Here is a 22,935-nt window from a genome sequence, read left to right as displayed (position 1 = left end):
CGGTGCTTATGAAGGTGAAAATGGGGTATCATCGGCGTGTAGTCAAAGACTTGAGGTATAGGGGGACTGAAATGAAGGCACGATCGATCATGATACAGGGAACGGCTTCTGATGTAGGGAAAAGCTTGATTAGTACGGCACTTTGCCGAATTTTTGCCAATAAAGGGTACCGTGTCGTTCCATTCAAATCGCAAAACATGGCCTTGAATTCTTATGTAACCGTGGAAGGCGGTGAAATAGGACGGGCCCAAGGAGTGCAAGCAGAAGCGGCAAGGATCGTGGCAACCTCCGATATGAATCCCATTTTGCTGAAGCCAAAACGGGATATGGTTTCGGAGGTCATCGTCCACGGAAAACATTTTCTTGATATGAATGCCATGAACTATCGAAATCAGTTTGTTCAAGAGGCGATGCCGATCATTCGAAAGTCAGTCAAAAAACTGCAGCAGGAATACGACATCATCGTTCTTGAAGGAGCAGGCAGCCCTGCGGAAATTAACCTTAAAGACCGGGATATTGCCAATATGCGGATGGCCCACCTTGCGGATGCCGCTGTCATTTTAGTGGCCGATATCGATCGTGGCGGAGTATTTGCGTCCATCATCGGGACACTCGCCTTATTGGATGATGATGAACGTGATCGTGTAAAGGGAATCATCATCAATAAATTTCGCGGCATACGTGAATTACTGGACGACGGCATCGAATGGCTGGAAAAGGAAACCGGGATCCGAGTCCTCGGGGTGTTACCTTATTTAGACGTGAACATCGAAGCGGAGGATTCGCTGGCACTATCATCCTTACGTTTCAAAAAGCCTGAAAAGGGTGAATTCCCCATCGATGTAGCAGTTTTGAGATTCCCGCACATCTCCAATTTTACCGACCTGGACCCTTTTTTCGATGAACCGGGAGTGGGTGTCAGGCTTGTCGGAAATATCCATGAATTAGGAAATCCAGACCTTCTTATCTTGCCTGGCACAAAAAATACGATCGAAGATTTAGAATGGATGAAGCGTGCGGGAATGGATGGTGCCATTAAAGAGCTGCGTGAGCTTGGAACGGTCATTGTTGGAATATGCGGCGGTTTTCAAATGCTCGGGACGAACCTCTTCGATTCCGACGCGGTCGAAGGTAAGGGGGAAAACGCAGAAGGTCTTTCACTTCTGTCCGTGGAAACCATTTTTCAAGCGGAAAAGAAGACCGTGCAAATGGAAGGTGTCCTTGCTTCAGGGATTATGGAAGGCGAAATGAAGCTGGGCGGCTACGAGATTCATTTAGGTCAAACGACTTTGGATCCTCAAGTACAGCCCTTTCTTTTATTGAAGGATGGAAGAAAGGATGGGGCCATATCGGCGGACCAGAAGGTTTTCGGCACATATCTTCATGGCATATTCCATAATCGCCTATTTACGAGATTATTGGTTAACCAAATACGACGGAGCAAGGGGCTGGATGAAGTGTTGGAAAACATTCAAAGCGACTCAGAGCATCGGGAGGAGGCTTATAATCTCTTGGCCTCCCACTTGGAAGAAAACATTGATATGGATACCATCTATCAATGGCTGGAACTTGAATCAATGGAGGATCAAACTTTTAATTAGCCTTAATAAGTGACAGACGCATAGAAGATATGTTATGTTGTCTTCTCTACATATTTTTTAAGAAAAAAAGGATGAGGTGTTCATATGAATAAAACAGAATTAGTAAGCAGTGTGGCAGCACAAGCTGAATTGACAAAAGACGATGCAAAAAAAGTGGTGGATGCATTATTTGAAACGATCACGTCTACACTTGCTAAAGAAGAGAAAATCCAATTAGTTGGTTTTGGTACATTTGAAGTGCGTGACCGTGCAGCTCGTACTGGAAGAAACCCGCAAACCGGTGAAGAAATTCAAATTGCAGCAAGCAAAGTACCCGCTTTTAAAGCAGGTAAAGAATTAAAAGAAGCTGTAAAATAATAGATGAACGCAAAAAAACCTGGCGCTGTAAAGTCGTCAGGTTTTTTTTGGTGCTCCAATGAATGAACAAAACTTATAGTACATATTAATGAGGTTTATACTGTGACTATGTTAGGCTAAATGAATAACAGGCTTTAAATCCAAAAAAAAGAGGTGAAAGATATGTTGAAGAAAATAATGAAAAAGATCAAACAGTTTTCCCAAGGCAGCAGTGAGCGAAGACATGGCCATTACCGCAGGGGCAGCAGCAGCAGCAGCCGGGGGTATAAGCGATCTCCCTTGAGCGGCAGTGACCGCTACAAGAGAAGAGGACGCGGCAGCAGCAGCTAATTCAGGCCTTGGAATATAATGCAGCCTTCAGGTCAATGGCAATTTCTTCGATATCCGAATATGGCTCTTGGATGCTTAATAGCCTTTTCAGGATATGCACCGTTTCTTTTTCTAACGAAAGCTCTTCTGTCCAAGGAAGGGTTTTTTTATTTTTGGCGGTATACGTCGTATAAAGGACATATAGGAGTATTTCCCCCAAATCATAAAAATCCTGCCGTTTCATTTCCAAAACAAGTTCATCCGTGATATCTGTCGAAACGAATCGTTTGGACAACCCAAAGTCTATTAAAATGGGCTGATGGTTCTGCAGCAGTATATTTGGTATCCGTATATCTTGATGGACAATTTCATGGTCATGCAAATAAGCTACCAATCCCGCCAGCTCAGCAAGGAAAAGCAGGGCTTCCTTCTCAGTGAACGTTTCATGATTGTAGAAAATATGGTCTTCCAAATTATCTCCTTCAATGAATTCCATCACAAAATAAACATTTTCGCGGTGCGTGAATTCCTCGTGAAATGTGGGGATGCTTTCATGGTCCAGGGCTTGTAATATGGAGATTTCCTGTTCGAACTGTTCAAGATCTTTTTTGCTGCGGCGTTTGCTTTTCCGGAGCTGTTTGATCACGATTTGTTCATTCGCTTGCCAATCCTTGCAAAGATAAACGATACCGTAGCTTCCTTTTCCGATGACAGTGGTGATTTCGTAGCGGTTATGTAAAACGACTCCTTTTTTTAAGGGCTTATCCACAAAAAATTGATAGATTTTTCTAATGGTACGCAAAATTGAAACGTCCCTCACCCCTTTCATGCATTCTAATAATGACCATTTAAAAATGAATCATGGCTAGTGTACCACTGAATGATGAAAATGAGGTAATGTAAGAGATGATATGGTTTTAGAAATCAGTAAAACAACGGTAATTACAAGCTTCGAAAAAACTCGCGAGTAAAGTGATTGGATTCGAGGGCAAACTACCAACTTTCACTAGTATATGTCACCAATTATTAAGAAATCTTCCAAATTGACGAGTGATTGCCCAAGGTCAACAGTAAAACAATCAAACTAACGAGTTAACGTCCTGTTACACGATAATTCATCATGTGAAAAAGCTTTTAAAATTTTTTTCAAGATTTCATAATGTGAAATTTAACAATTTTTTTATTTTTTACATTTAATATAATGATCTCATAATAAAAGCGTAGGAGGTGAAAGGATGAATGGGCACGAGTTGAGAAATTGTTTGGATGAACTCCCATTCGGAGACCCGATAGTGAGCTGCTTTGTGGGAAATTCCAAAAGGGCATGACTGTAAATCCATTTACTTCGGCTTCCCTGGACCGCCGCTTGCTTTAGTATTCATTCATAAAGAAGCAAAAGCCTGCACTAGCATTAAAAATAAATCTTTTACCATCAATAATTTGTCAGATGAACAAGAATCCCCATTGCATGGAAATCTGCAGGAAGACCGCTTAAGATTGATGGGGGGAATGAAGGATTTCACCATAAATAAATGGTAATGCTGCCTGGCCGGAATGCAAACATGGAGAGAGTATGACGCTGGTGATCATGTACTGTTCAAAGGTGAAATACAGGAGATATTCTTTGATCATTTGGAAGCGCTTACTTTTTTATCGAGTGAAAATGGAAGCTACAAATCAATTTGTAAGTTAGGGGAGAATTTATGGGGATTAAAACCGGCGCAGACTATATTAATAGAATTAAATCCAGAAAGCCAGAAGTCTGGCTTGGTGGAAGAGTAATTGAAGATATTCATAATGAGCCAATTTTTAAACAGCCGATACAAGAAATTGCAAAGCTTTATGACATTCAACATGATCCGGAATATCAAGATGATATCACCCATATTTGCAATGAAACCGGAGAACGTGTTAACAATGCTTTTTTATTCCCGAAGACAGCGGAGGATTTGCAGAAAAGAAGTAAATTATTTGAAGTGTACGCCAGGATGACATATGGACTAATGGGGAGAACGCCGGACTTTTTAAATGTCGTGATCACTTCCATGGCACATAATTCCTGGTTTCTTGATCAATACAACAAAGACTGGTCTAAGAACATCCATGATTATTATACCTATATTCGTGACAACGACCTTTTCTTGACGCATGCAATCATTAATCCTCAAAATGATCGAAGCAAGCAATCTCATGAACAAAAGGAAATATATACCCACTTAGGGACAGTTGAGGAAAAAGAAGAAGGAATACTGGTCCGCGGTGCAAAAATGTTAGCCACACTTGCACCCATTACAGATGAAGTGATTATCTATTCTTTCCCAGGCTTCCTACCTGGGGATGAACGTCATGCGGTGGCCTTTGCACTGCCGATTGATACACCTGGACTTCGTATAATTTGCCGGGAACCAATGCAGGACGGAACACGCTCGATATTTGATCATCCTCTGGCCTCCCGCTATGAGGAAATGGACGCTCTGCTAGTATTCAATGATGTCTTGGTTCCTTGGGATCGTGTCTTCTTATACAACAATGTGGAGGCTGCAAACCGCTTGTATCCAATGACGGGAATCGCCGAACAGCCTGCTCACCAATCTGGGGTGCGTGGATATATTAAATTGGCGTTTGCCGTTGAAGTCGCTTGTAAAGTGGCAGACTCCATCGGGGTTGATGGATTCCTGCATGTACAGCGTGATTTGGGTGAACTTGTGCAATCTGTCGAAGTCATCCGTTCACTGCTCCGGGTAGCCGAATATGAGTATGCGATTAATGAATACGGTGAGGCTCGCCCAAATCCGGATGCATTGGAAACGATTCGTGGTTTCCTTCCTGAGATGTATCCCCGTGCCATCGAGATTATCCAGACCATCGGAGCTGGCGGCCTGTTGATGTCTCCGACTGAGGCCGACTTTAATAATCCAGAATTGCGAGTAGATATCGATAAATATTATGGAGGGCGAAGCGGAGTTACAGCGGAAGAGCGCGTTCGGGTGTTTAAACTCGCGTGGGATTTATGCGGCGAAGCATTTGGGCAGCGACTCCTCCAATACGAACGTTATTACACGGGTGACCCAGTTCGTAAAAGAGCCATTTATTATAATAAATATAAGAAAAACAAAAACAAAAACGTTAGCATGGTCGATGAGGTTCTTAACAATCCGAAGCATGTCGCCATCGATGTGGTTAACCAATAATACTAATAGTTGAATAGTGAGGGGGGGCCATCATGATTTCGTCCGTCGAGAAGCTGATAAAGATACTTGATTTATTCACGAATGAAGAACCTGCACTTGGGAATAAGGAAATAGCAGAAAAATTGAATATGAGTCCAAGTTCATCTCATCATCTAGTGAAAACGATGTGCAAGGACGGGATGTTGATCCAAGGCAAAGACCGAAAATACCGGCTAGGATGGAAGTTACTTGAGTGGAGCAGTAAAGTTATGTATCAGCAGGATATTCATCTTGAAGCTGGCCCGATTATCAGTAATCTTGTCCTGCAATTTAGAGGTAATTCTCACATCGGTATGTTTCACGAAGGCGAAGTCAGGTTTGTGATGAAAATGTCGTCCCCTCATGCCGAGCATATGGCCACATATATAGGAGCAAGAAAACCAGCTCATTGTACGAGCAGCGGCAAAGTATTACTTGCCTTTAACCCATCCTTTATTCAGCCTACGTTTGCGAAAGGGCTATTGAAGCACTCAACTAATACGATCACTTGCATTAACCAATTGAATGAAGAGTTGAAGGACATCCGCAAACGGGGATATGCAATCAGTGATGATGAAAATGACAATGGAATGTATGGGGTTGCAGCGCCGATCAAATCCTATAATGGCCAAGTTATTGCTGCACTTAACCTTGTAGGTGAGCGGAATTATATGATTGGAAAAGAAAAAACGAGAATTATTCAGTCGGTGATCCGTTCGGCACAAATGATTTCAAAACAGGTTGGTTATATGTCGTTAATGTAAATTTTCAAAATATTAAGAAAAATAAGGAGGTAATTTATTTATGAAGGAAGTAGCTCAATCTTTAAAACTACAGGCTAGGTCATTGAACCTATTGAAAGTTATGGAGGACAATAAGCATTTATTGAAGCCGCCAGTCAATAACAAAGTGCTTTGGGAAGATTCCGAATTCATTGTCATGCTTCTGGGTGGACCGAATTATCGGCGTGATTTTCATGTGGATCCTTCTGACGAGCTATTTTACCAGATAAAAGGTTCCTGCTATGTTGAATGCATCAATCGAAACGGTGAGCGTGAGGTAGTGGAGGTAAAAGAAGGGGAACTGTTCATGCTGCCATCTGATGTACCGCACTCCCCTCACCGTGTATCGAATACTTACGGCATTGTTGTAGAACGGAAGCGTGCAAAAGGTGAGCTTGAAGACTTTGTTTGGTTCTGCGGGAATTGTAACCATGAGATGCACAAAGTCACGGTCCAATTGACGAATATTGAGGTCCAGGTGAAAGAAGCGATCGAGGCCTTCAATGGTAGTAAAGAACTGCGCACCTGTAACGAATGCGGTCATATTATGTCAGAAAACGTCGAGGCTTGGAAATGCGAATAGATTTCCATACACATATTCTCCCGTTGGATCTGCCGGACTTATCTGGTAAATTTGGTCAGGACCGCTGGCCAGTCCTGGAACTGAAATGTTCTTGCGGCGCGGATATCATGGTTAGCGGAAAGCTGTTCAGGAAAGTGACTGACCAGGTATGGGACGCTGAAAAACGCATTCAGGATATGAATGCGGAAGGCGTCGATATGCAGGTGCTCTCACCGGTGCCAGTGACATTTTCATACTGGGCGCCAATTGATCAAGCCCTATACATGTCCAGCTTCCAGAATGATTTCATTGCTGAGACTGTCAACAGGCATCCTGACAAATTCATCGGACTTGGTACAGTACCGCTTCAGGATTTGAAAGTAGCAATTAAGGAAATGGAACGCTGTAAATTCGAACTTGGTCTGGCAGGAATCGAGATAGGAACGAATGTAAATGGAGAAAACCTGGATTCACCTGTTTTATTGGAATTCTTCCAAATGGCCGAAAAATGGAATGTCCCTCTGTTTATACATCCGTGGGAGACAATGGCAAAGGACCGGACGGAACGGCATAACCTCATGTATACAGTGGCCATGCCGAGTGAAACGGCATTGGCGGCAGCTAGCATTGCCTGGAGTGGCGTCATGGAAAAGTTCCCGGATCTGAAAATCTGTTTTGCACATGGCGGCGGCTCATTTCCATATATTTTACCGCGGATCGATCAGGGGTGGGCAGTATGGCCTGAATTAAGAAAAACTTCCATGCCACCAAGTTATTATGCACAAAAGTTTTATTTCGATTCCTTGAACTATGATACCCGGAATATTGAATATCTGATTGATAGATTTGGATATCAGAAAGTGCTGATGGGATCCGACTATCCATTTTTATTGAGAGAAAAGCCTCCAGGTCAAGTGATTGACGACACTCTAAATCTTTCAGATGAAGTGAAAGCGAAACTATTGGGGGGAAATGCATTAAGGTTTTTAAATTTGGAATTGTGAGGGGAGAATCATGGAAAAGCAGATTAAAGCACCGGAGCAAGTGCTTGAAGAACTTGGAATCATGCTCGAGCCGCCAAGGGAAGCGGTTGGTAACTATGTCAGCCACGTCCGTGTTGGAAATTTGATTTTCACATCCGGACAAGGTGTGGATGAATATCATGGAAAGGTTGGCAAAGATCTGACGGAAGATGAAGGGTACCAGGCAGCGAGGCAGTCGATGGTAAATCTTCTGCGGGTGCTTAAGGCTGAGCTTGGTGATCTGACAAGAGTGAAGAAGGTCATCAAAATTCTCGGAATGGTGAATTCCACAGAAAATTTCACAGGCCAGCCCAAAGTATTGAATGGTGCATCAGATCTGCTTGTGGCCGTATTCGGAGAGAGGGGTAGACATGCTCGGTCAGCAGTGGGAATGGCCCAACTTCCGAATAATACGGCAATTGAAATTGAAATGATCGTGGAAATACAAGATTGAGGCACTTGTCTAAGCCAATACCTCAATAAAGGGAGAGGGATGTTTCATGCAAGCAGCAAAAGATAGTAGATATACAGCTAAATCTATAGATTGCCGGCACTTTATTAACGGGGAATTCCTGAATCCAAATCAATCCAAGACTTTTGATAATATCAATCCCGCAACCGAAGAAAAACTTGGCTGGGTTGCAGAAGGGGGGAAAGAGGAGGTGAATCTGGCTGTTTCGGCAGCAAGACATGCACTTAAAGGTCCTTGGAAATCTTTTACCGATAGTGAACGCACTAAGGTTTTAAGGAAAATTGGTGATCTCATTTTGGAAAAGAAGGAAGAACTGACAATTTTGGAAACGCTTGATACAGGGAAACCATATAGTCTTGCAATGGAAATGGACATCAAGCGTTCCGCTCACAATTTTCACTTTTTCGCAGACTATATCACCACACTTGGCAATGAATCCTTCAATCAAAACAACATGGCCCTTCATTATTCCATTAGGCGGCCTGTAGGGGTGGTAGGGATGATTAATCCTTGGAATTTACCTTTGCTATTGTTGACCTGGAAATTGGCACCATGCCTGGCAGCTGGCAATACAGCGGTTTTGAAACCAGCAGAACTGACACCGATGACAGCGACAAAGTTAATGGAAATATGCAAGGAAGCGGGAGTTCCGGATGGAGTTGTCAATCTTGTGCATGGATTTGGTGTCAATTCTGCCGGAGCTGCTCTGAGTGAACATCCGGACGTCGATGCGATAACTTTCACAGGGGAAACTAAAACGGGAACGGCGATTATGAAAGCTGCCGCGCCTACGTTGAAAAAAATTTCTTTTGAACTGGGCGGGAAAAATCCGAATATTGTGTTTGCAGACTCAGATCTTGATGAAGTAATCGAAACGACATTGAAATCAAGCTTCATGAACCAAGGTGAAGTTTGTTTATGTGGATCGCGTATCTATGTTCAGCAAGGTTTGTATGACGAATTCCTTGAAAAGATGGTCTTACGAACAAAAAAATTAAAAGTTGGCGATCCGTTTGATTCCGAAACGGAGGTAGGAGCTGTAATAGGAGAAGAACATTTTCAAAAAGTGATGAGTTACATTGATTTGGCGAAAGAAGAAGGCGCAAGAATAGTAACGGGTGGAAGAAGAGCTGGACAATATGAAAAAGGGTTTTTCATTGAACCGACTATCATTGCCGGGGTTACGCGTGAATCCCGTTGTGTAAGGGAAGAAATTTTTGGCCCTGTAGTAACGGTCATGCCTTTCGAAACGGAAGAAGAAGTACTAGATCATGCCAATGACACTCATTACGGTCTGGGGGCAACGATTTGGACCAATGATTTAAGGAGAGCACATCGTGTCGCTTCTAAAATAGAAGCGGGCATTATCTGGGTGAATACATGGTATTTGCGTGATTTGCGTACACCTTTTGGTGGTATGAAGCACAGTGGCATCGGCCGTGAAGGCGGATCGCATAGCTTCGAATTTTACAGTGAATTGTCTAACGTCACGATTAAATTATAGGGATGGGGGAAAGCATCATGAACGCTAGTTTAACGGAATGGTCTGCCAGGTTTTTGAAAGCGGAAAAAACAAGAATCGGAATAGCGGCCCCCACCAGTGAAATTGCAGATTTGGACGTGGAGGACGCCTACCAAATTCAGCTTGAAACCATTCGAAGGAAAATCCAATCCGGTCTAGAGGTATCAGGAAAGAAAATAGGCTTGACCTCAAAGGCTATGCAGGAAGTTCTGGGGGTCAATGAACCAGATTACGGACATTTACTGGATGGAATGAGGGTGGAGAATGGTGGCTGCATATCCAGTTCACGATTGATTCAACCGAAAGTGGAGGCAGAAGTAGCTTTCATTTTAAAGAAAGATCTACATGGTCCCGATATTACGGTTGATGATGTAATCGAAGCCACGGATTATGTGGTTGCCGCAATCGAAGTGGTTGATAGCCGGGTGATGGATTGGAAGATTAAACTTCCGGACACTGTCGCGGATAATGCCTCATCCGGCTTATATATTTTGGGAGACCGCAAAATCCAATTACGTGAAATCGAACTCCCTTCCGTCCAAATGAGTTTATATAAAAATGGTGATTTCATGAACGAAGGAACAGGTGAGGCGGTATTGGGAAACCCAGCGACTTGCGTGGCCTGGTTAGCAAACAAACTGCATGCGTTTAATGGTACATTGAATGCGGGCGAAGTCATACTATCAGGTGCACTATCCGCCGCAATCGAAGCGAAACCGGGTGACCATTTTTCTGCTGACTTTGGAGAAAAACTTGGAATAGTCACGATTAATTTTGAGTGAAAGGAGCTCAAGTGCCATGAAAAAGCTAAAAGTAGGCATTATCGGATCAGGGAATATCGGAACGGACTTAATGATGAAAATCCACCGGTCGGATGTTCTTGAAATGTCGGTAATGATTGGTATTGATAAGGAATCAAAGGGTTTATCGAGGGCTAGAGCGCACGGACATCATATCATTGCAAATGGCCTGGATGGATTTTTAGATAAGCCGGAGCTTGCAGACATTTTGTTTGATGCCACATCCGCGAAGGCTCACGTGATGATTCACTATGAAGCCCTGAAAAAGTTGAACAAGAGGGTCATAGACTTGACTCCGGCCGCAATCGCACCCTTTGTTGTTCCTTCTGTCAATTTGCAGAACAATATGGAAGAAATGGAAGTTAATATGATTACTTGTGGCGGTCAGGCGACAATCCCAATTGTTCATGCGATCAGTCAAGTGGCCCAAGTCGAATATGCTGAAATAATCGCGACCATTTCCAGCAAGAGTGCCGGTCCCGGAACTCGGGAGAATATCGATGAGTTTACCCAAACGACGGCAAGGGCACTGGAGCAGGTCGGTGGAGCGAAAAAGGGAAAGGCTATCATTCTGCTAAATCCTGCCGAGCCGCCACTCATTATGAGGGATACGATTCACTGTCTCCTTCAATCTGATCCTTTTGATGTGAAAGCGATAATGACCTCCATTCATAAGATGGTCGAAAAGGTTTCTGAATATGTTCCTGGATATAGTCTGAAGGCAGAGCCGATCATTGACGGTAAACAAATAACAGTTTTTCTGGAAGTGAGGGGGTTAGGAGATTATCTGCCCGTTTATGCAGGTAATTTGGATATAATGACGGCTTCAGCTGTAAAAGTAGGGGAAGAAATGGCGAAAAATATTTTCAATGGTTATGTATGAAAACGAAAATGGAAGTGGTAAAGGAGGAGTTCGTTTGGAAAGAGATGTAGTAGTAACGGAAGTGGCTTTGCGGGATGGGAGCCATGTAGTGGCACATCAGTTTACGATCGAGCAAGTAAAGAATCTGACTGGGAAACTCAGTGCTGCGGGTGTCCCTTACATTGAAGTGTCACACGGAGATGGCCTAGGCGGATCATCCTTGCAATACGGCTTTTCAAAAGTGAATGATATCGAATTAGTTGAGGCGGCTGTTGAGGTAGCTGGCGAATCCGCTATTTCCGTCCTTTTAATTCCGGGTATAGGAACAATTGATCAATTAAGAGAAGCAGCTGATGTAGGCGCCAAAATGGCGCGCGTTGCAACACACGTAACCGAAGCCGATGTCTCAAAGCAGCATCTGGAGGCTGCGAAACATCTCGGTATGGAAGCAATTGGATTTTTAATGATGTCTCACATGGCATCCCCCGAAAAACTTGTTGAACAAGCCCTTTTAATGGAATCCTATGGAGCGGATGCTGTGTATGTGGTTGATTCCGCAGGGGCTTTTTTGCCCCAAGAAGTGAAGACGCGAATCAATTTATTAAAAACAAATTTGAATATCGATATCGGTTTTCATGCTCACAATAACTTATCACTCGCTGTGGCAAATTCACTTGTAGCAATTGAAGAGGGGGCGAATCGAATTGATGGCAGCATCCGCTGTCTCGGTGCAGGAGCCGGGAATGCCCAGACGGAGGTGCTTGTTGCCGTTCTGGATAGGCTGGGCATCCGTACGGATATCGACTTATATAAAATGCTTGATCTTTCGGAGGAAGTGGGAAATACAATCATGCAAAAGCCCCAGGAAATAACAGATTCGAGTTTAATAATGGGATATAGTGGCGTGTACTCCAGCTTTTTATTGCATGCGAATAAAGCGGCGAAAAAATATGGAGTCGACGCAAGGGATATTTTAATGGAGCTTGGTCGGCAAAAAGTGGTTGGTGGACAGGAAGATACGATCATTGAAGTGGCAAAGCAAATGGCGTTACAGAAAGAAGGGACTTTAAGATGAAACTTGTTCAACTAGCAAAACATGTAGCAGAATCGCAAAGAAATGGCTATGAGATGGATAAACTTACATTATCCAATCCAGAACTCACAGTAAATCAAGCCTATGAAATTCAGAAGTTGAGCATTAATGAAACGCTCACCGGTGATAACAAATTCATCGGGTGGAAGATGGGCTTGACTAGCAAAGTCAAGCAACAGCAAGTAGGGGTAGAGGAAGCGATTTATGGCAGGCTGACATCTGCCATGGAACTTAATAATCCATATTTAAAAGTTGGGGAATTCATTCATCCGAGAGTGGAGCCCGAATTCGCTTTTTTGTTCAAGGGGGAATTGAAAGGTGCAAATATAACGGCGAAAGACGTATGGCCGGCCGTAGAATGTGTATTTCTAGCATTGGAAGTCATTGACAGTCGTTATAAAAATTTTTCTTTTACACTTACAGATGTAGTGGCGGATAACGCATCCTCAGCCAAAATCCTGCTTAGCAATCAAGCTTTTTCTCCATATCACACGGACTGGGCACTAGCAGAAGTTATGCTCTTTCAAAATGGTGAAATGCAAAAGAAGGGGCTTGGTGAGGCTGTACTCGATCATCCGATTCATTCGATCGTGGAACTTGTAAAGATGATAAGCCGGGAAGGACTTTCCATTCAAGCTGGTATGATCGTTTTGGTAGGCGGTATTACAGATGCCATTTCCATACAGGCAAACGATGAAATTATAGCAGATTACGGTAAGCTTGGGAAACTGACATTGCATGTCATAGCGTGAAAGAGGTGGGAATCAATTGCGTGAAGTCAATGCATCGGAAGAGGTCGCCAATAGTAAATTTGGACCCTTTACATTTAATGAATTTTATGTGGTGTTTGTTCGCCATAAAAAATGCTTTAGTTTAACAAGACACCATAAAATGATCAAACTTTTAGAAAACAATATGTACATTAAATACATGTAAATGATGTGAGAACCATTTAAATTTCAATAGTTCTCACATCTAATCAAGATAATTGGGAATTAATAGTGCTAATGGGTCTAGCCCTTAATGATCCTTGATATCACAACGTAAAGAGAACCTTCATAATCACCTTGTCTTTTTGTTCTATTAATATCCCAATTTCTGTTCCTCCAGGGCTGTCCCCCCATCGTCCACATACCCTTGTTACGTGACTTGATCTCCTCCGGAATATGGATTTTGGGGTTCCATTCTAGGGATTCATTTCTTAATAGTTTCCAAGCATCCGAGGAGTCTGGTACTCATACACAGTATTCTCACTCGATGAATCAGGAAACATCACTCTCCCAAGTTATCACCCAGAAGTTACGGTGGAAGATGACTCGATTGCTTCAGGAGAAAAATTACCAACCAAATCAACTAGAAGATAGAATGAGGCTTTCTTCGCTCCCCACATATTTCGAAAGAGTCGCAAACCAGGAATAAAAGATCAGGTCTTAGTGAGTGTTTCGTACTTTCCTGAGATCAAAAATTCAGAAAATGGAGAATTGTGTTACAATATATGTGCTTGAAAGCTTTTTTTAAAGGCGACTTTTTATTTTTTTGCTTTGATTAAACGTTTAATCAAAAAAGGAGGAGAGGAAACGTGCACAAAAAGAAAGGTTGGTTAAAAGTTGTCTTGCGAATTACGATGATTTTAGTTCTTAGTTTATCACCCTTGCTAACTTGGACAGGTACTTCCCCAAGTTATGCAGAAGGCGCAGTATTGTCAGAAATACCTGACGATCATGTGCGTGTTCATTACAAACGCTTAGACGGGAATTATGAGGGGTGGGGCTTGCACTTGTGGAATCAGGATCCTAGCAGCCCGGCAATTGAATCGGACAGCGATTTCAGTTCTCCAGTCCTATTTGATGAAACATCCGAGTGGGGGAGATATGTGGACATCCCTGTCATCGATATTAAAAATGGGCTGAATTTTATCGTACACAAAGGAGACCAGAAAGATACGTCAAACGACCGGAGTTTTCCTGCCACAGGGGAACGAGAATTCTGGATTGTCCAAGGAGATACAAATGTATACTTAGATGAACCATATGTAAGTACAAGTGTAAAAATGGCAAAAATCACAAGTGATCGAGAAATAATTGCCAAGCTCAGTCAGGAGGTCGAAGATGCCAAAATCTCGGATTTCACTTTAGTTCGTGCGGATGGAAAAGTGATTCCACTGGTTTCACAACGAGCTGAAGGGCAGGCAGTAACCTTAACAACATCCAAAAAGCTAGACTTAACTCAGACCCATACATTGAAGTACCAAGAAACATCCACTAACGTGAAAGTGGACTGGAAGCTTATTGATAAAAAGTTTGCTTACGATGATGAATTGGGAGCTATCCCCCACCAAGACGGCACAGCCACACTGAAACTCTGGTCACCAATCGTAGCCAATGTGGAAGTCGTTCTTTATGATAAGGATGACCAGTATAAAGTGATTAAAGACGATATCGCTATGGAAAAAGGGAAGAATGGCGTATGGGAGATCACATTAGATCAACGCAATACAGGGATAAAAGATTTAAAAGGTTATTTTTATCAATACAAAATTGAAGCCTACGGTGAAGAAAAACTGGCGCTGGATCCTTATGCAAAATCAATGGCAGCATCCAATAATGAAGACAATGATGAGGTAGGAAAAGCCGCGATTGTTGATCCGTCATCCATTGGACCAAAACTGGATTTTGCTAAAATCAAAGGATTTGAAAAACGGGAAGATGCGATCATTTGGGAAGCACATGTGCGTGATTTCACTTCAGACCCAAGCATAGAAGGCGAATTAGACTCCCAATTTGGTACCTTCAATGCCTTTGTTGAGAAATTAGATTACTTGAAAGAGCTTGGGGTTACACATATACAGTTGCTTCCAGTGATGAAATATTATTTCGGTGATGAACTGGACAGCAGTACCCGAGAGATGGAGTATTCAGCCCAGGACAACAATTACAACTGGGGCTATGACCCACATTCGTATTTTGCTCTTTCCGGAATGTATTCAGAACGTCCGCAAGATCCTGAAGAGCGGATCGCTGAATTTAAGCACCTAATAAAAGAAATCCATAAGCGTAAAATGGGTGTAATTTTGGATGTTGTCTATAATCACACAGCCAAAGTAAGTATCCTTGAAGACCTAGTTCCAGGTTATTACCACTTTATGGATGAAGAAGGGGACGTGAAGGTCGGTTATGGCGGTGGAAAAGTGGGAACCACCCATGACATGTCGCGCAAGTTGATGATCGACTCCATCAAATACTGGGTAGATGAGTTCAAGGTGGATGGCTTTCGTTTCGACTTGATGGGCGACCTCGATGCCAAAAGTGTGCAGATGGCTTACGAGGAAGCGAAAGCGCTGAACCCGGATATATTAATGTTAGGGGAAGGCTGGCGCACCTTTGTCGGTGATGGCAGTTCAGGTGAAAGCGTTACTCCAGCAGATCAGGATTGGATGGACGAAACCAATGGAGCTGCTGTCTTTTCTGATGAAATCCGTAATGAATTGAAATCAGGATACGGTAGTGAAGGTGAGCCTCGTTTTATTACAGGCGGTGCAAGAGACGTCCAAACCATTTTCAATAATATCAAAGGACAGCCTGGAAATGTGTCAGAAGATGACCCTGGTGATGTCGTGCAGTACATTGCTGCTCATGATAATCTCACATTACATGATGTGATCGCCCAGTCAATTCAAAAAGATCCAGCCAAGCACGAGGAAGAAATCCAAAAGCGTATTAGAATCGGGAATTCCATGGTATTAACAAGTCAAGGTATCTCCTTCCTTCACGCAGGTCAAGAATATGGAATTACCAAACAGTGGAAAGATAAAGAGAAACCAGAGGCGAAGTACACATACATGACTGATGAAAATGGAAAACCATTTGAAAACCCTTATTTCATTCACGATTCCTACGATTCTACGGATGTAATCAACCAATTCGATTGGGAGGCTGTAACAAATGATACGATTCATAAGGAAACAATGGAATATACAAAAGGGTTAATTGAGCTGAGAAAATCGACCAATGCGTTCCGATTGGGTTCTCGCTCTCTCGTGGATTCTAATGTAACGATGATTGCCGCACCTGAGATTGAAGAGACCGATCTGGTCCTGGCCTATAAAAGTATTTCCACAGGAAAAAAAGGAAAAGATACCTATTATGTGTTCATCAACGCCGATGAGAAACAGAGATCGCTTACACTAGATGAAGATTTAAGAAAAGGTAAGGTACTTGTCGATGATGATGAAGCGGGCCGGAAGCAAGTCAAGAAAGTATCGGGCTTGACGGTGAATAAAAACCAAATCACCATCGATCCTTTAACAACGGTCGTGATTAAGCAGAAATAAGTGAAATGAACCCAAAAAGTTAGAATAGTTAGGCAACCATGAGGGCATGAACCCGGAAATCTTCCGGACTCATGCCTTTTTATTTCACTTTAATTCACTGATGATTGTAATAATGTATGTAATTTTCCAGTTTTTCTTTGGAATGCTCCATAAAATTCTGTAAATAAAGTAATTCAGATTTTAATAAGCCGAAGAAGTTTTCCATCACAGTGATGTCGAGACAATTTCCCTTCCGAGACATACATTGTGTAATCCCGTATGTCTTCAAGGTATGTGAATTTGATTTCATCTGGTAATGCCAGACTTGATCCGAATGAAGGATGCGTGAATCTTCCAATTCCAATCGCATAAGGACCTGGTCTACCATCTGGGAGACTAAAGGTTAAATTGGACTTGATTGGATATTGCAGGCGATGATTTCTCCAATTAAATCCAGAGAATACACCAATGGATTTAGCTATCCTTTTAACCCTCTCTGTACCTTGAAAATATCTTTGTACAGCTTGTATTTAATGTTGTGGTGTGAATTTGGCCATAAAGAAACTGCACCTCCAATAGATAGACGTTTTTTTCTAACAATTGGGGTGCAGATCAGATACCTGCCTGCGTTTTTTTGAAAATTATGGTACGATTTGTTTATTAATAAGTCGGAGGGGTGGAAGATGCTTCAGGAAAATATCAACATTAAATTCATCGCGGAGAAGGCGAATGTTTCCATCGCTACCGTATCAAACGTGATCAATTCCAAGGGCAGGGTATCAGTGGAAACAGCCCTTCGTGTGAAAGAGGTCATCGACAGTTATCAATATAGCGGGAACCTGGCTGCCAAAAATCTTCGGACAAGGAAGTCCTACCTATTTGGAGTGGTCGTTTCTCTTTTACAGCCGGAAGGTAGGATTAAGAATAACCCGTTTTATTGGGAGTTGGTCTCAGGGATTGAATCAAAGGCAAGGGAAAAATCATTTGATATTGTCCTTAAGGGAATCGAATCCCCCGAAGAACTGACAACCTTTATAACTCAAAGGAACCTGGATGGACTGATTCTTGTAGGTGCGAAATCGGATTCGCCAGTTGTAGCAAAAGTGAAAGAGCTGGATCTTCCGATTGTGTTTTTGGACAGCTACTTGGATGAGTCGGCTCCTTTTCAAGTAGGGATTGATGACGCATTCGGCGGACGCGTCGCAACCGAGCATTTGTTATCACTTGGTCATCAGCGCATAGCCCTCATCACTGGGGACTTGGAGCCGGACTCTGTGAACGGACGGCGGTTTCGTGGATACCGATCTGCGCTTCAGAAAAATCGCAGCTTTGACCAAAATCTCATATTCGAATCAGACACGTCCGCTCAAGGCGGTTTTGAAGCGACTGAAAAGATAATAACAGAAACAAATGCCACTGCCATCCTTTCTTTTTCAGACGTGTCCGCCTTAGGGGTGTACAAATGCCTGAACGAAAAAGGTTGTAAAATTCCTGACGATTATTCTGTAGTAGGGTTTGATGGATCTTACTTTTCTACTTTTATGACGCCGACTTTAGCAACAGTCAAACAGGATGTAGGGGAAAAAGGTGAAAAAGCCGTAGATTTACTCTTTTTACAAATAGAAGATGCAAATCGTCTCAAACAACAATCGCGAATTTCGCTACCTGTTACATTTATGGTAGGGAGTAGCACAGCTCCTCCTAGATCAACACGCCGCTGATCTGTTGGAGGGGCCCTATCTTTTCCGCTTTGATTCCTTTTCCATGAGCTCTAAAAAAAAATCAGCAATAAGGCTGGATGTTGCCATACCTCTTTATTTCATGATAATCAAGGAAATTGACAAAAACGGCCACCACCGAGGAAATGATTGATACACAGATTGATTTAAGAAGAAACTACAAAAATCGTGTCATGAAAAAATGAAGCTTTGGAAAGATAATCATATCAAAAATATTGATTAAAGTTAGATGGTGCAAATACACCCAGCAGCTAATAAAGATACTATCGCTAAACCAGCTCCAAAAATCATTGAATAAACAAAAATATCTTTAAGTGCCATAATAGTCCAAATTGACGAGTAATCCGCCAACCTTGGCAAACTAGCAATCCAACCTTATAAGGTATCGGCCAGAAAACTTTTCTAATCTGTTTGACAATTTAATTTATCGTGTTAATATAAAGGCAACTGCATGATATATACAATTTGTACCACTAGGGGTGCTTTATTGGTAAAAGCTATTTTACCTGAGAAGCTGAGATTAAAGTATGACTTTAAGACCCTTAGAACCTGATCTGGTTTATACCAGCGTAGGGAAGTGGGGGCTGGAACAATACGTTTTTGTATTATTTCAAGTACAACCACTTTCTTACGTCAAAGAAAGTGGTTTTTTATTTGCCAAAAAAAAGGAGGTTCTTTCACGGTTCAGTCTTTAAAAAAATAAAAATTTGGAGGAAATGATGATGAAGTTTTCAGAGGAAATTCGGCAGGAAGTGGATCATATTTGGGAAGCGAGTTTTAATCACCCATTTGTTAAAGGAATAGGTGATGGTACATTACGTTTGGAATGTTTTCGTTTTTATGTTTTGCAAGATGCTTATTATTTATCACATTTTGCTAGAGTTCAAGCATTAGGGGCAGTCAAAGCTCCAGATTTACATACAACCAGCAGGCTTGCCGGCCATGCACAAGGTACATATGAAGCGGAGTTGAAGCTTCATGAGAATTTTTCTGAGAGATTAGGAATCACAAAAGAAGAAAGGGATGATTTCAAGCCTGCACCGACTGCTTATGCCTATACTTCCCATATGTATCGTGCGGCTTATTCGGGACATTTAGGAGATGTTATTGCAGCGATCCTGCCGTGTTATTGGCTGTATTATGAAATAGGTGAAAAGCTGCAGGGGTGCATACCCGATGAGCCGATTTATCAAGAATGGATAGCGGCGTACGGTGGAGAGTGGTTCCGCACCTTGGTGGAAGAACAAATTGCGAGGCTTGATGAGATTGCTGAAAAAGTAACGGATGCAGATAGAGAACGGATGAAAGAGCATTTTATCCTTAGCAGCCAGTATGAATATTCATTTTGGGAAATGGCTTACGATTTGGAAACATGGCCGGTGCATAAGGAAACACTAGAAGTGTAAAGGAGATTAATAACCATGAAAAAAGGGTTGAAATTAACGGATGTTTTAGTCACGATCGTGATTGCTGTAGCATTTGGGATCATCTATATCCTCTGGGGTTCGATTTATTATTTCGCTAAACCATTGGGGTTACATGTAGATCAACTTATTTATGGAATGTGGTTTATTGCTGGTCCCGTAGCCTTTTTAATTTTACGGAAACCGGGTGTGGCACTTCTGGCGGAGATAGCTGCAGCTTCCGGTGAATTCTTTCTAGGTTCGCCATGGGGGCTGACCGTCCTCTTATATGGGGTCGTGCAAGGGTTGTTCGCGGAGCTGGTGTTCATGGTGTTCAGATATAAAAAATTCAATATGTCAGTGGCTGTATTAGCGGCGATCGCTTCTTGTTTGGGTTCAGTCTTCATGGATTTTGCATATGGGGAAATTGGAGCGCTCTCTACCTGGAATCTATCGTTATTCATGATAGCGAGGTTCATAGGTTCCGTTTTCTTTGCCGGTGTGACTGCTTACTACTTAGTTAAGGTTTTAGAAACAACAGGGGTAACGAATCTTGTACGTCCAGTTTCTAGTAAAGATTATGCAGAGCTGGATCAAAAGTAGAGGTTGATGTGTATGGAACAAATCGTTTCTGTTGAGAAGTTAAGAATGAAATTTCCTGGTGATGAGTCCATGATCTTCAAGGATCTATCGATCTCATTTGGGAAAGGTGAAAAAGTGTTATTGTTGGGACCATCAGGATGTGGAAAGTCGACCCTTTTACAAGTGTTAAGTGGATTGATTCCGAATTCCATTGAAGTGCCGTTGAAAGCGGGAAAATTGAAGTGTCCTTCCTCATGGGGATATGTTTTTCAAGATCCTGATAGTCAGTTTTGCATGCCATTTGCCGATGAGGAAGTTGCTTTCGTTCTCGAGAATCTTTCCGTCCCTAAGCAAGAAATGAAAGAGAAGATCCAACATCACCTTCATCAAGTTGGATTGAACTTAAGAGCTATTCATACAAGTATTGATACATTATCAGGCGGCATGAAACAGCGTCTGGCAATCGCTTCAGTACTGGCCCTTGAACCAGAAGTTCTGTTTTTAGATGAACCGACTGCCATGCTCGATCCGGAAGGAACAAAAGAAATGTGGGAATTATTGAAGGAAGTCGGTAGAGGTAAAACGGTTATTGTAGTGGAACATAAAATTGACCATGTTTTAGAATTCATTGATCGAATCGTGCTTTTTAATGATGAAGGTCAAATTATTGCTGATGGCCCAAAAGACACCATTCTTTCACGGTATAAAAATGAAATGAAAGAACATGGGATATGGTTCCCTGGTGTTTGGGATGAGTATGTTAAGAATCATGCACCTGTTCGTAAACAACCACTCACGGATGATGTTCCTCTTATGCAAGTCCGAGATTTTAGCGGTTTTCGGAATAAAGAAGAGAAAATCAAGGTTGATGAGCTCGAGGTCACTTCAGGGGAATGGATTGTAATCAGGGGAGAAAATGGAGCGGGTAAGAGTACTCTTTTGCATGCACTGATGCAATTCATTAAAACGAGTGGTATCTATGATTTAATGGGGACCTCCATTAAAAGAGTGAAAAACCCAATTGATCATATGACGTTTGTGTTTCAAAATCCTGAGTTTCAGTTCGTTGCAAATACGGTATATGAAGAAATTGCTTATTCATTGCGGATAGATAAAAGGCCGCAACAAGAAATAGATGAGAGAGTCCGTTCATTGCTTAAAGTGTTCCGCCTTGAGGCACATCGGGATAAACATCCATTTCAATTATCAATGGGTCAAAAACGTCGCTTAAGTGTAGCCGCTTCAATCGTTAAAGACAAGAAAATCATTCTCTTGGATGAGCCTACCTTTGGTCAAGATTCGAAGAATACCTTTGCTCTACTGGAATGGCTTGAGGTATATCGAAGCCGCGGCGTAACCGTAATCATGGTTACGCATGACGATCATATTTCAAAAAACTTCGCAACGAGGATCTTGACGGTTCAGGATGGGAACGTAATAAGTGATGAAAAAGTCATCCAGCCAGGATGTATGGAAACCGAAGTTTCTCAATATAAAAGGAGTGTCATGTAGATGACCGTTACAAATGCAGAAACATGGCTCTATAAGATTAATCCAAGTCTTAAACTTTTCGTATTGATGGTGTTATGCATAGTGGCATTATTCATCGATGATCTGAATTATATGATCAATGTCACCATGGGTGTTTTACTCATATTTTTGTGTTTTACCGGGCATTCGATAAAACGTATCATACTCTTGTCTATCCCTTTTGGTTTCATTTTCATATCCACTTCTCTAGCGATGATTTTTTTTGGTAAAGGGAAGACACTTTGGTTTGAATGGGGCCTTATATCAATTACAGAAGAAAGTTTCATGAGAGGATTACTTGTAGGCTTTCGAGCTTTGCTTTTTGCAGCACTCGGTTTAACGTTTTCCTTAACGACGCGACCTGTGAACTTGTTTTATTCGTTAATGCAGCAAGTTAAGCTTAAACCAAAATATGCTTATAGTTTCATGGCTGCATTAAGGCTTATTCCGATCATGATGCAGGAGTTTCAAACGATACGAAACGCGATGAAGGTACGCGGTTTTGAAAGAGGAACAGGAGTTAAATCGATCTATTTCAAAATGAAAGCCTATTCCATTCCGCTGTTATCCGGAAGCATTAGAAGAGCTCACAGAATCGCCGTTGCAATGGAGGCGAAGCGATTTACAGATACGAGGGATCGAACATATTATTATGACTTCGGGTTTTCAAAATACGACCAAGGATTCATCTTATATTTCATCATCCTGCTGTTGGCCGGTTTTTATCTATCGATTCAATTCCCGTTAGTATCGATTTAATTTTATGAGTATATACAGGTAA

Annotated in this window: 21 protein-coding genes, 1 pseudogene and 1 riboswitch; of the genes and pseudogenes, 20 read left to right on the top strand and 2 right to left on the bottom strand. The window is 42.1% G+C overall.

Annotated features, from left to right (window positions below):
- Positions 1-71 precede the first annotated feature (71 nt).
- From AS888_RS07660 to AS888_RS25585, 3 genes are all read left to right on the top strand, one after another.
- The gene (locus tag AS888_RS07660; protein WP_061141560.1) at positions 72-1,601 is read left to right on the top strand and encodes a cobyric acid synthase; all 1,530 of its coding nucleotides are present in this window, start codon (positions 72-74) and stop codon (positions 1,599-1,601) included.
- Between the two features lie 84 nt (positions 1,602-1,685).
- Positions 1,686-1,958, top strand: coding sequence for an HU family DNA-binding protein (locus tag AS888_RS07655; protein ID WP_061141559.1), 273 nt, complete (start codon positions 1,686-1,688; stop codon positions 1,956-1,958).
- A gap of 162 nt (positions 1,959-2,120) precedes the next feature.
- On the top strand, positions 2,121-2,288 hold the full coding sequence (locus AS888_RS25585) for a hypothetical protein (protein ID WP_155645410.1): 168 nt from the start codon (positions 2,121-2,123) through the stop codon (positions 2,286-2,288).
- A gap of 1 nt (position 2,289) precedes the next feature.
- Here the strand turns inward: AS888_RS25585 and AS888_RS07650 are convergent, their stop codons facing one another.
- On the bottom strand, positions 2,290-3,069 hold the full coding sequence (locus AS888_RS07650; RefSeq protein WP_260320154.1) for a serine/threonine protein kinase: 780 nt from the start codon (positions 3,067-3,069) through the stop codon (positions 2,290-2,292).
- 500 nt (positions 3,070-3,569) lie between these two features.
- Here AS888_RS07650 and AS888_RS26355 point away from each other — a divergent pair, with 500 nt between their 5' ends.
- From AS888_RS26355 to AS888_RS07590, 12 genes are all read left to right on the top strand, one after another.
- The gene (locus AS888_RS26355; protein ID WP_061141558.1) at positions 3,570-3,806 is read left to right on the top strand and encodes a hypothetical protein; all 237 of its coding nucleotides are present in this window, start codon (positions 3,570-3,572) and stop codon (positions 3,804-3,806) included.
- A gap of 164 nt (positions 3,807-3,970) precedes the next feature.
- The gene (locus AS888_RS07640) at positions 3,971-5,458 is read left to right on the top strand and encodes a 4-hydroxyphenylacetate 3-hydroxylase family protein (RefSeq protein ID WP_061141557.1); all 1,488 of its coding nucleotides are present in this window, start codon (positions 3,971-3,973) and stop codon (positions 5,456-5,458) included.
- Between the two features lie 32 nt (positions 5,459-5,490).
- Positions 5,491-6,240 (top strand): IclR family transcriptional regulator, encoded by a 750-nt coding sequence (locus AS888_RS07635; RefSeq protein WP_061141556.1) that lies wholly within the window; start codon positions 5,491-5,493, stop codon positions 6,238-6,240.
- 40 nt (positions 6,241-6,280) lie between these two features.
- Positions 6,281-6,841: a 3-hydroxyanthranilate 3,4-dioxygenase gene (locus AS888_RS07630; protein WP_061141555.1), complete on the top strand. Its 561-nt coding sequence runs from the start codon at positions 6,281-6,283 to the stop codon at positions 6,839-6,841.
- Positions 6,826-7,824, top strand: coding sequence for an amidohydrolase family protein (locus tag AS888_RS07625; protein ID WP_185113045.1), 999 nt, complete (start codon positions 6,826-6,828; stop codon positions 7,822-7,824). The genes AS888_RS07630 and AS888_RS07625 overlap by 16 nt, the downstream gene beginning before the upstream one ends.
- A gap of 10 nt (positions 7,825-7,834) precedes the next feature.
- On the top strand, positions 7,835-8,296 hold the full coding sequence (locus AS888_RS07620) for a RidA family protein (protein WP_061141553.1): 462 nt from the start codon (positions 7,835-7,837) through the stop codon (positions 8,294-8,296).
- A gap of 46 nt (positions 8,297-8,342) precedes the next feature.
- Positions 8,343-9,818 carry an aldehyde dehydrogenase gene (locus AS888_RS07615; protein WP_061141552.1) on the top strand — a complete coding sequence of 492 codons (1,476 nt, stop codon included), beginning with the start codon at positions 8,343-8,345 and terminating at the stop codon, positions 9,816-9,818.
- A 17-nt stretch (positions 9,819-9,835) separates the two neighbouring features.
- On the top strand, positions 9,836-10,618 hold the full coding sequence (locus tag AS888_RS07610; protein ID WP_061141551.1) for a 2-keto-4-pentenoate hydratase: 783 nt from the start codon (positions 9,836-9,838) through the stop codon (positions 10,616-10,618).
- A gap of 16 nt (positions 10,619-10,634) precedes the next feature.
- A complete protein-coding gene (locus tag AS888_RS07605) occupies positions 10,635-11,519 on the top strand; it encodes an acetaldehyde dehydrogenase (acetylating) (protein WP_061141550.1) in 885 nt (294 codons plus the stop codon).
- Complete coding sequence (gene dmpG, locus AS888_RS07600; RefSeq protein ID WP_061141549.1) at positions 11,512-12,573, top strand: 4-hydroxy-2-oxovalerate aldolase; 1,062 nt, start codon at positions 11,512-11,514, stop codon at positions 12,571-12,573. Before AS888_RS07605 ends, dmpG begins: the two co-directional genes overlap by 8 nt.
- Positions 12,570-13,343: a 2-keto-4-pentenoate hydratase gene (locus AS888_RS07595; protein ID WP_061141548.1), complete on the top strand. Its 774-nt coding sequence runs from the start codon at positions 12,570-12,572 to the stop codon at positions 13,341-13,343. Before dmpG ends, AS888_RS07595 begins: the two co-directional genes overlap by 4 nt.
- A gap of 827 nt (positions 13,344-14,170) precedes the next feature.
- Positions 14,171-16,921, top strand: a complete 2,751-nt coding sequence (locus AS888_RS07590) for a pullulanase (RefSeq protein WP_260320153.1) — start codon at positions 14,171-14,173, stop codon at positions 16,919-16,921.
- Between the two features lie 79 nt (positions 16,922-17,000).
- On the opposite strand, the pseudogene AS888_RS26750 reads toward AS888_RS07590, so the two are convergent.
- A pseudogene (locus AS888_RS26750) lies at positions 17,001-17,357 on the bottom strand (transposase); the annotation flags it as partial.
- A gap of 226 nt (positions 17,358-17,583) precedes the next feature.
- Here AS888_RS26750 and AS888_RS07580 point away from each other — a divergent pair.
- The 5 genes from AS888_RS07580 to AS888_RS07560 all read left to right on the top strand — a co-directional run bounded on the left by AS888_RS07580 (position 17,584) and on the right by AS888_RS07560 (position 22,913).
- Complete coding sequence (locus AS888_RS07580; RefSeq protein WP_061141546.1) at positions 17,584-18,621, top strand: LacI family DNA-binding transcriptional regulator; 1,038 nt, start codon at positions 17,584-17,586, stop codon at positions 18,619-18,621.
- Positions 18,622-19,104: 483 nt separating this feature from the next.
- Positions 19,105-19,232, top strand: a riboswitch (TPP riboswitch).
- A 129-nt stretch (positions 19,233-19,361) separates the two neighbouring features.
- On the top strand, positions 19,362-20,045 hold the full coding sequence (gene tenA / locus AS888_RS07575; RefSeq protein WP_061141545.1) for a thiaminase II: 684 nt from the start codon (positions 19,362-19,364) through the stop codon (positions 20,043-20,045).
- 15 nt (positions 20,046-20,060) lie between these two features.
- Positions 20,061-20,645, top strand: coding sequence for an ECF transporter S component (locus AS888_RS07570; RefSeq protein WP_061141544.1), 585 nt, complete (start codon positions 20,061-20,063; stop codon positions 20,643-20,645).
- A gap of 12 nt (positions 20,646-20,657) precedes the next feature.
- Complete coding sequence (locus AS888_RS07565; RefSeq protein ID WP_061141543.1) at positions 20,658-22,136, top strand: ABC transporter ATP-binding protein; 1,479 nt, start codon at positions 20,658-20,660, stop codon at positions 22,134-22,136.
- Positions 22,137-22,913, top strand: a complete 777-nt coding sequence (locus AS888_RS07560) for an energy-coupling factor transporter transmembrane component T family protein (protein WP_061141542.1) — start codon at positions 22,137-22,139, stop codon at positions 22,911-22,913. It abuts the gene before it with no gap.
- Positions 22,914-22,935 lie beyond the last annotated feature (22 nt).

Origin of the sequence: Peribacillus simplex, from assembly GCF_001542915.1 — a bacterium.
GTDB classification, from domain to species: domain Bacteria; phylum Bacillota; class Bacilli; order Bacillales; family DSM-1321; genus Peribacillus; species Peribacillus simplex_B.
This window is presented reverse-complemented; position numbering and strand designations above follow the sequence as displayed.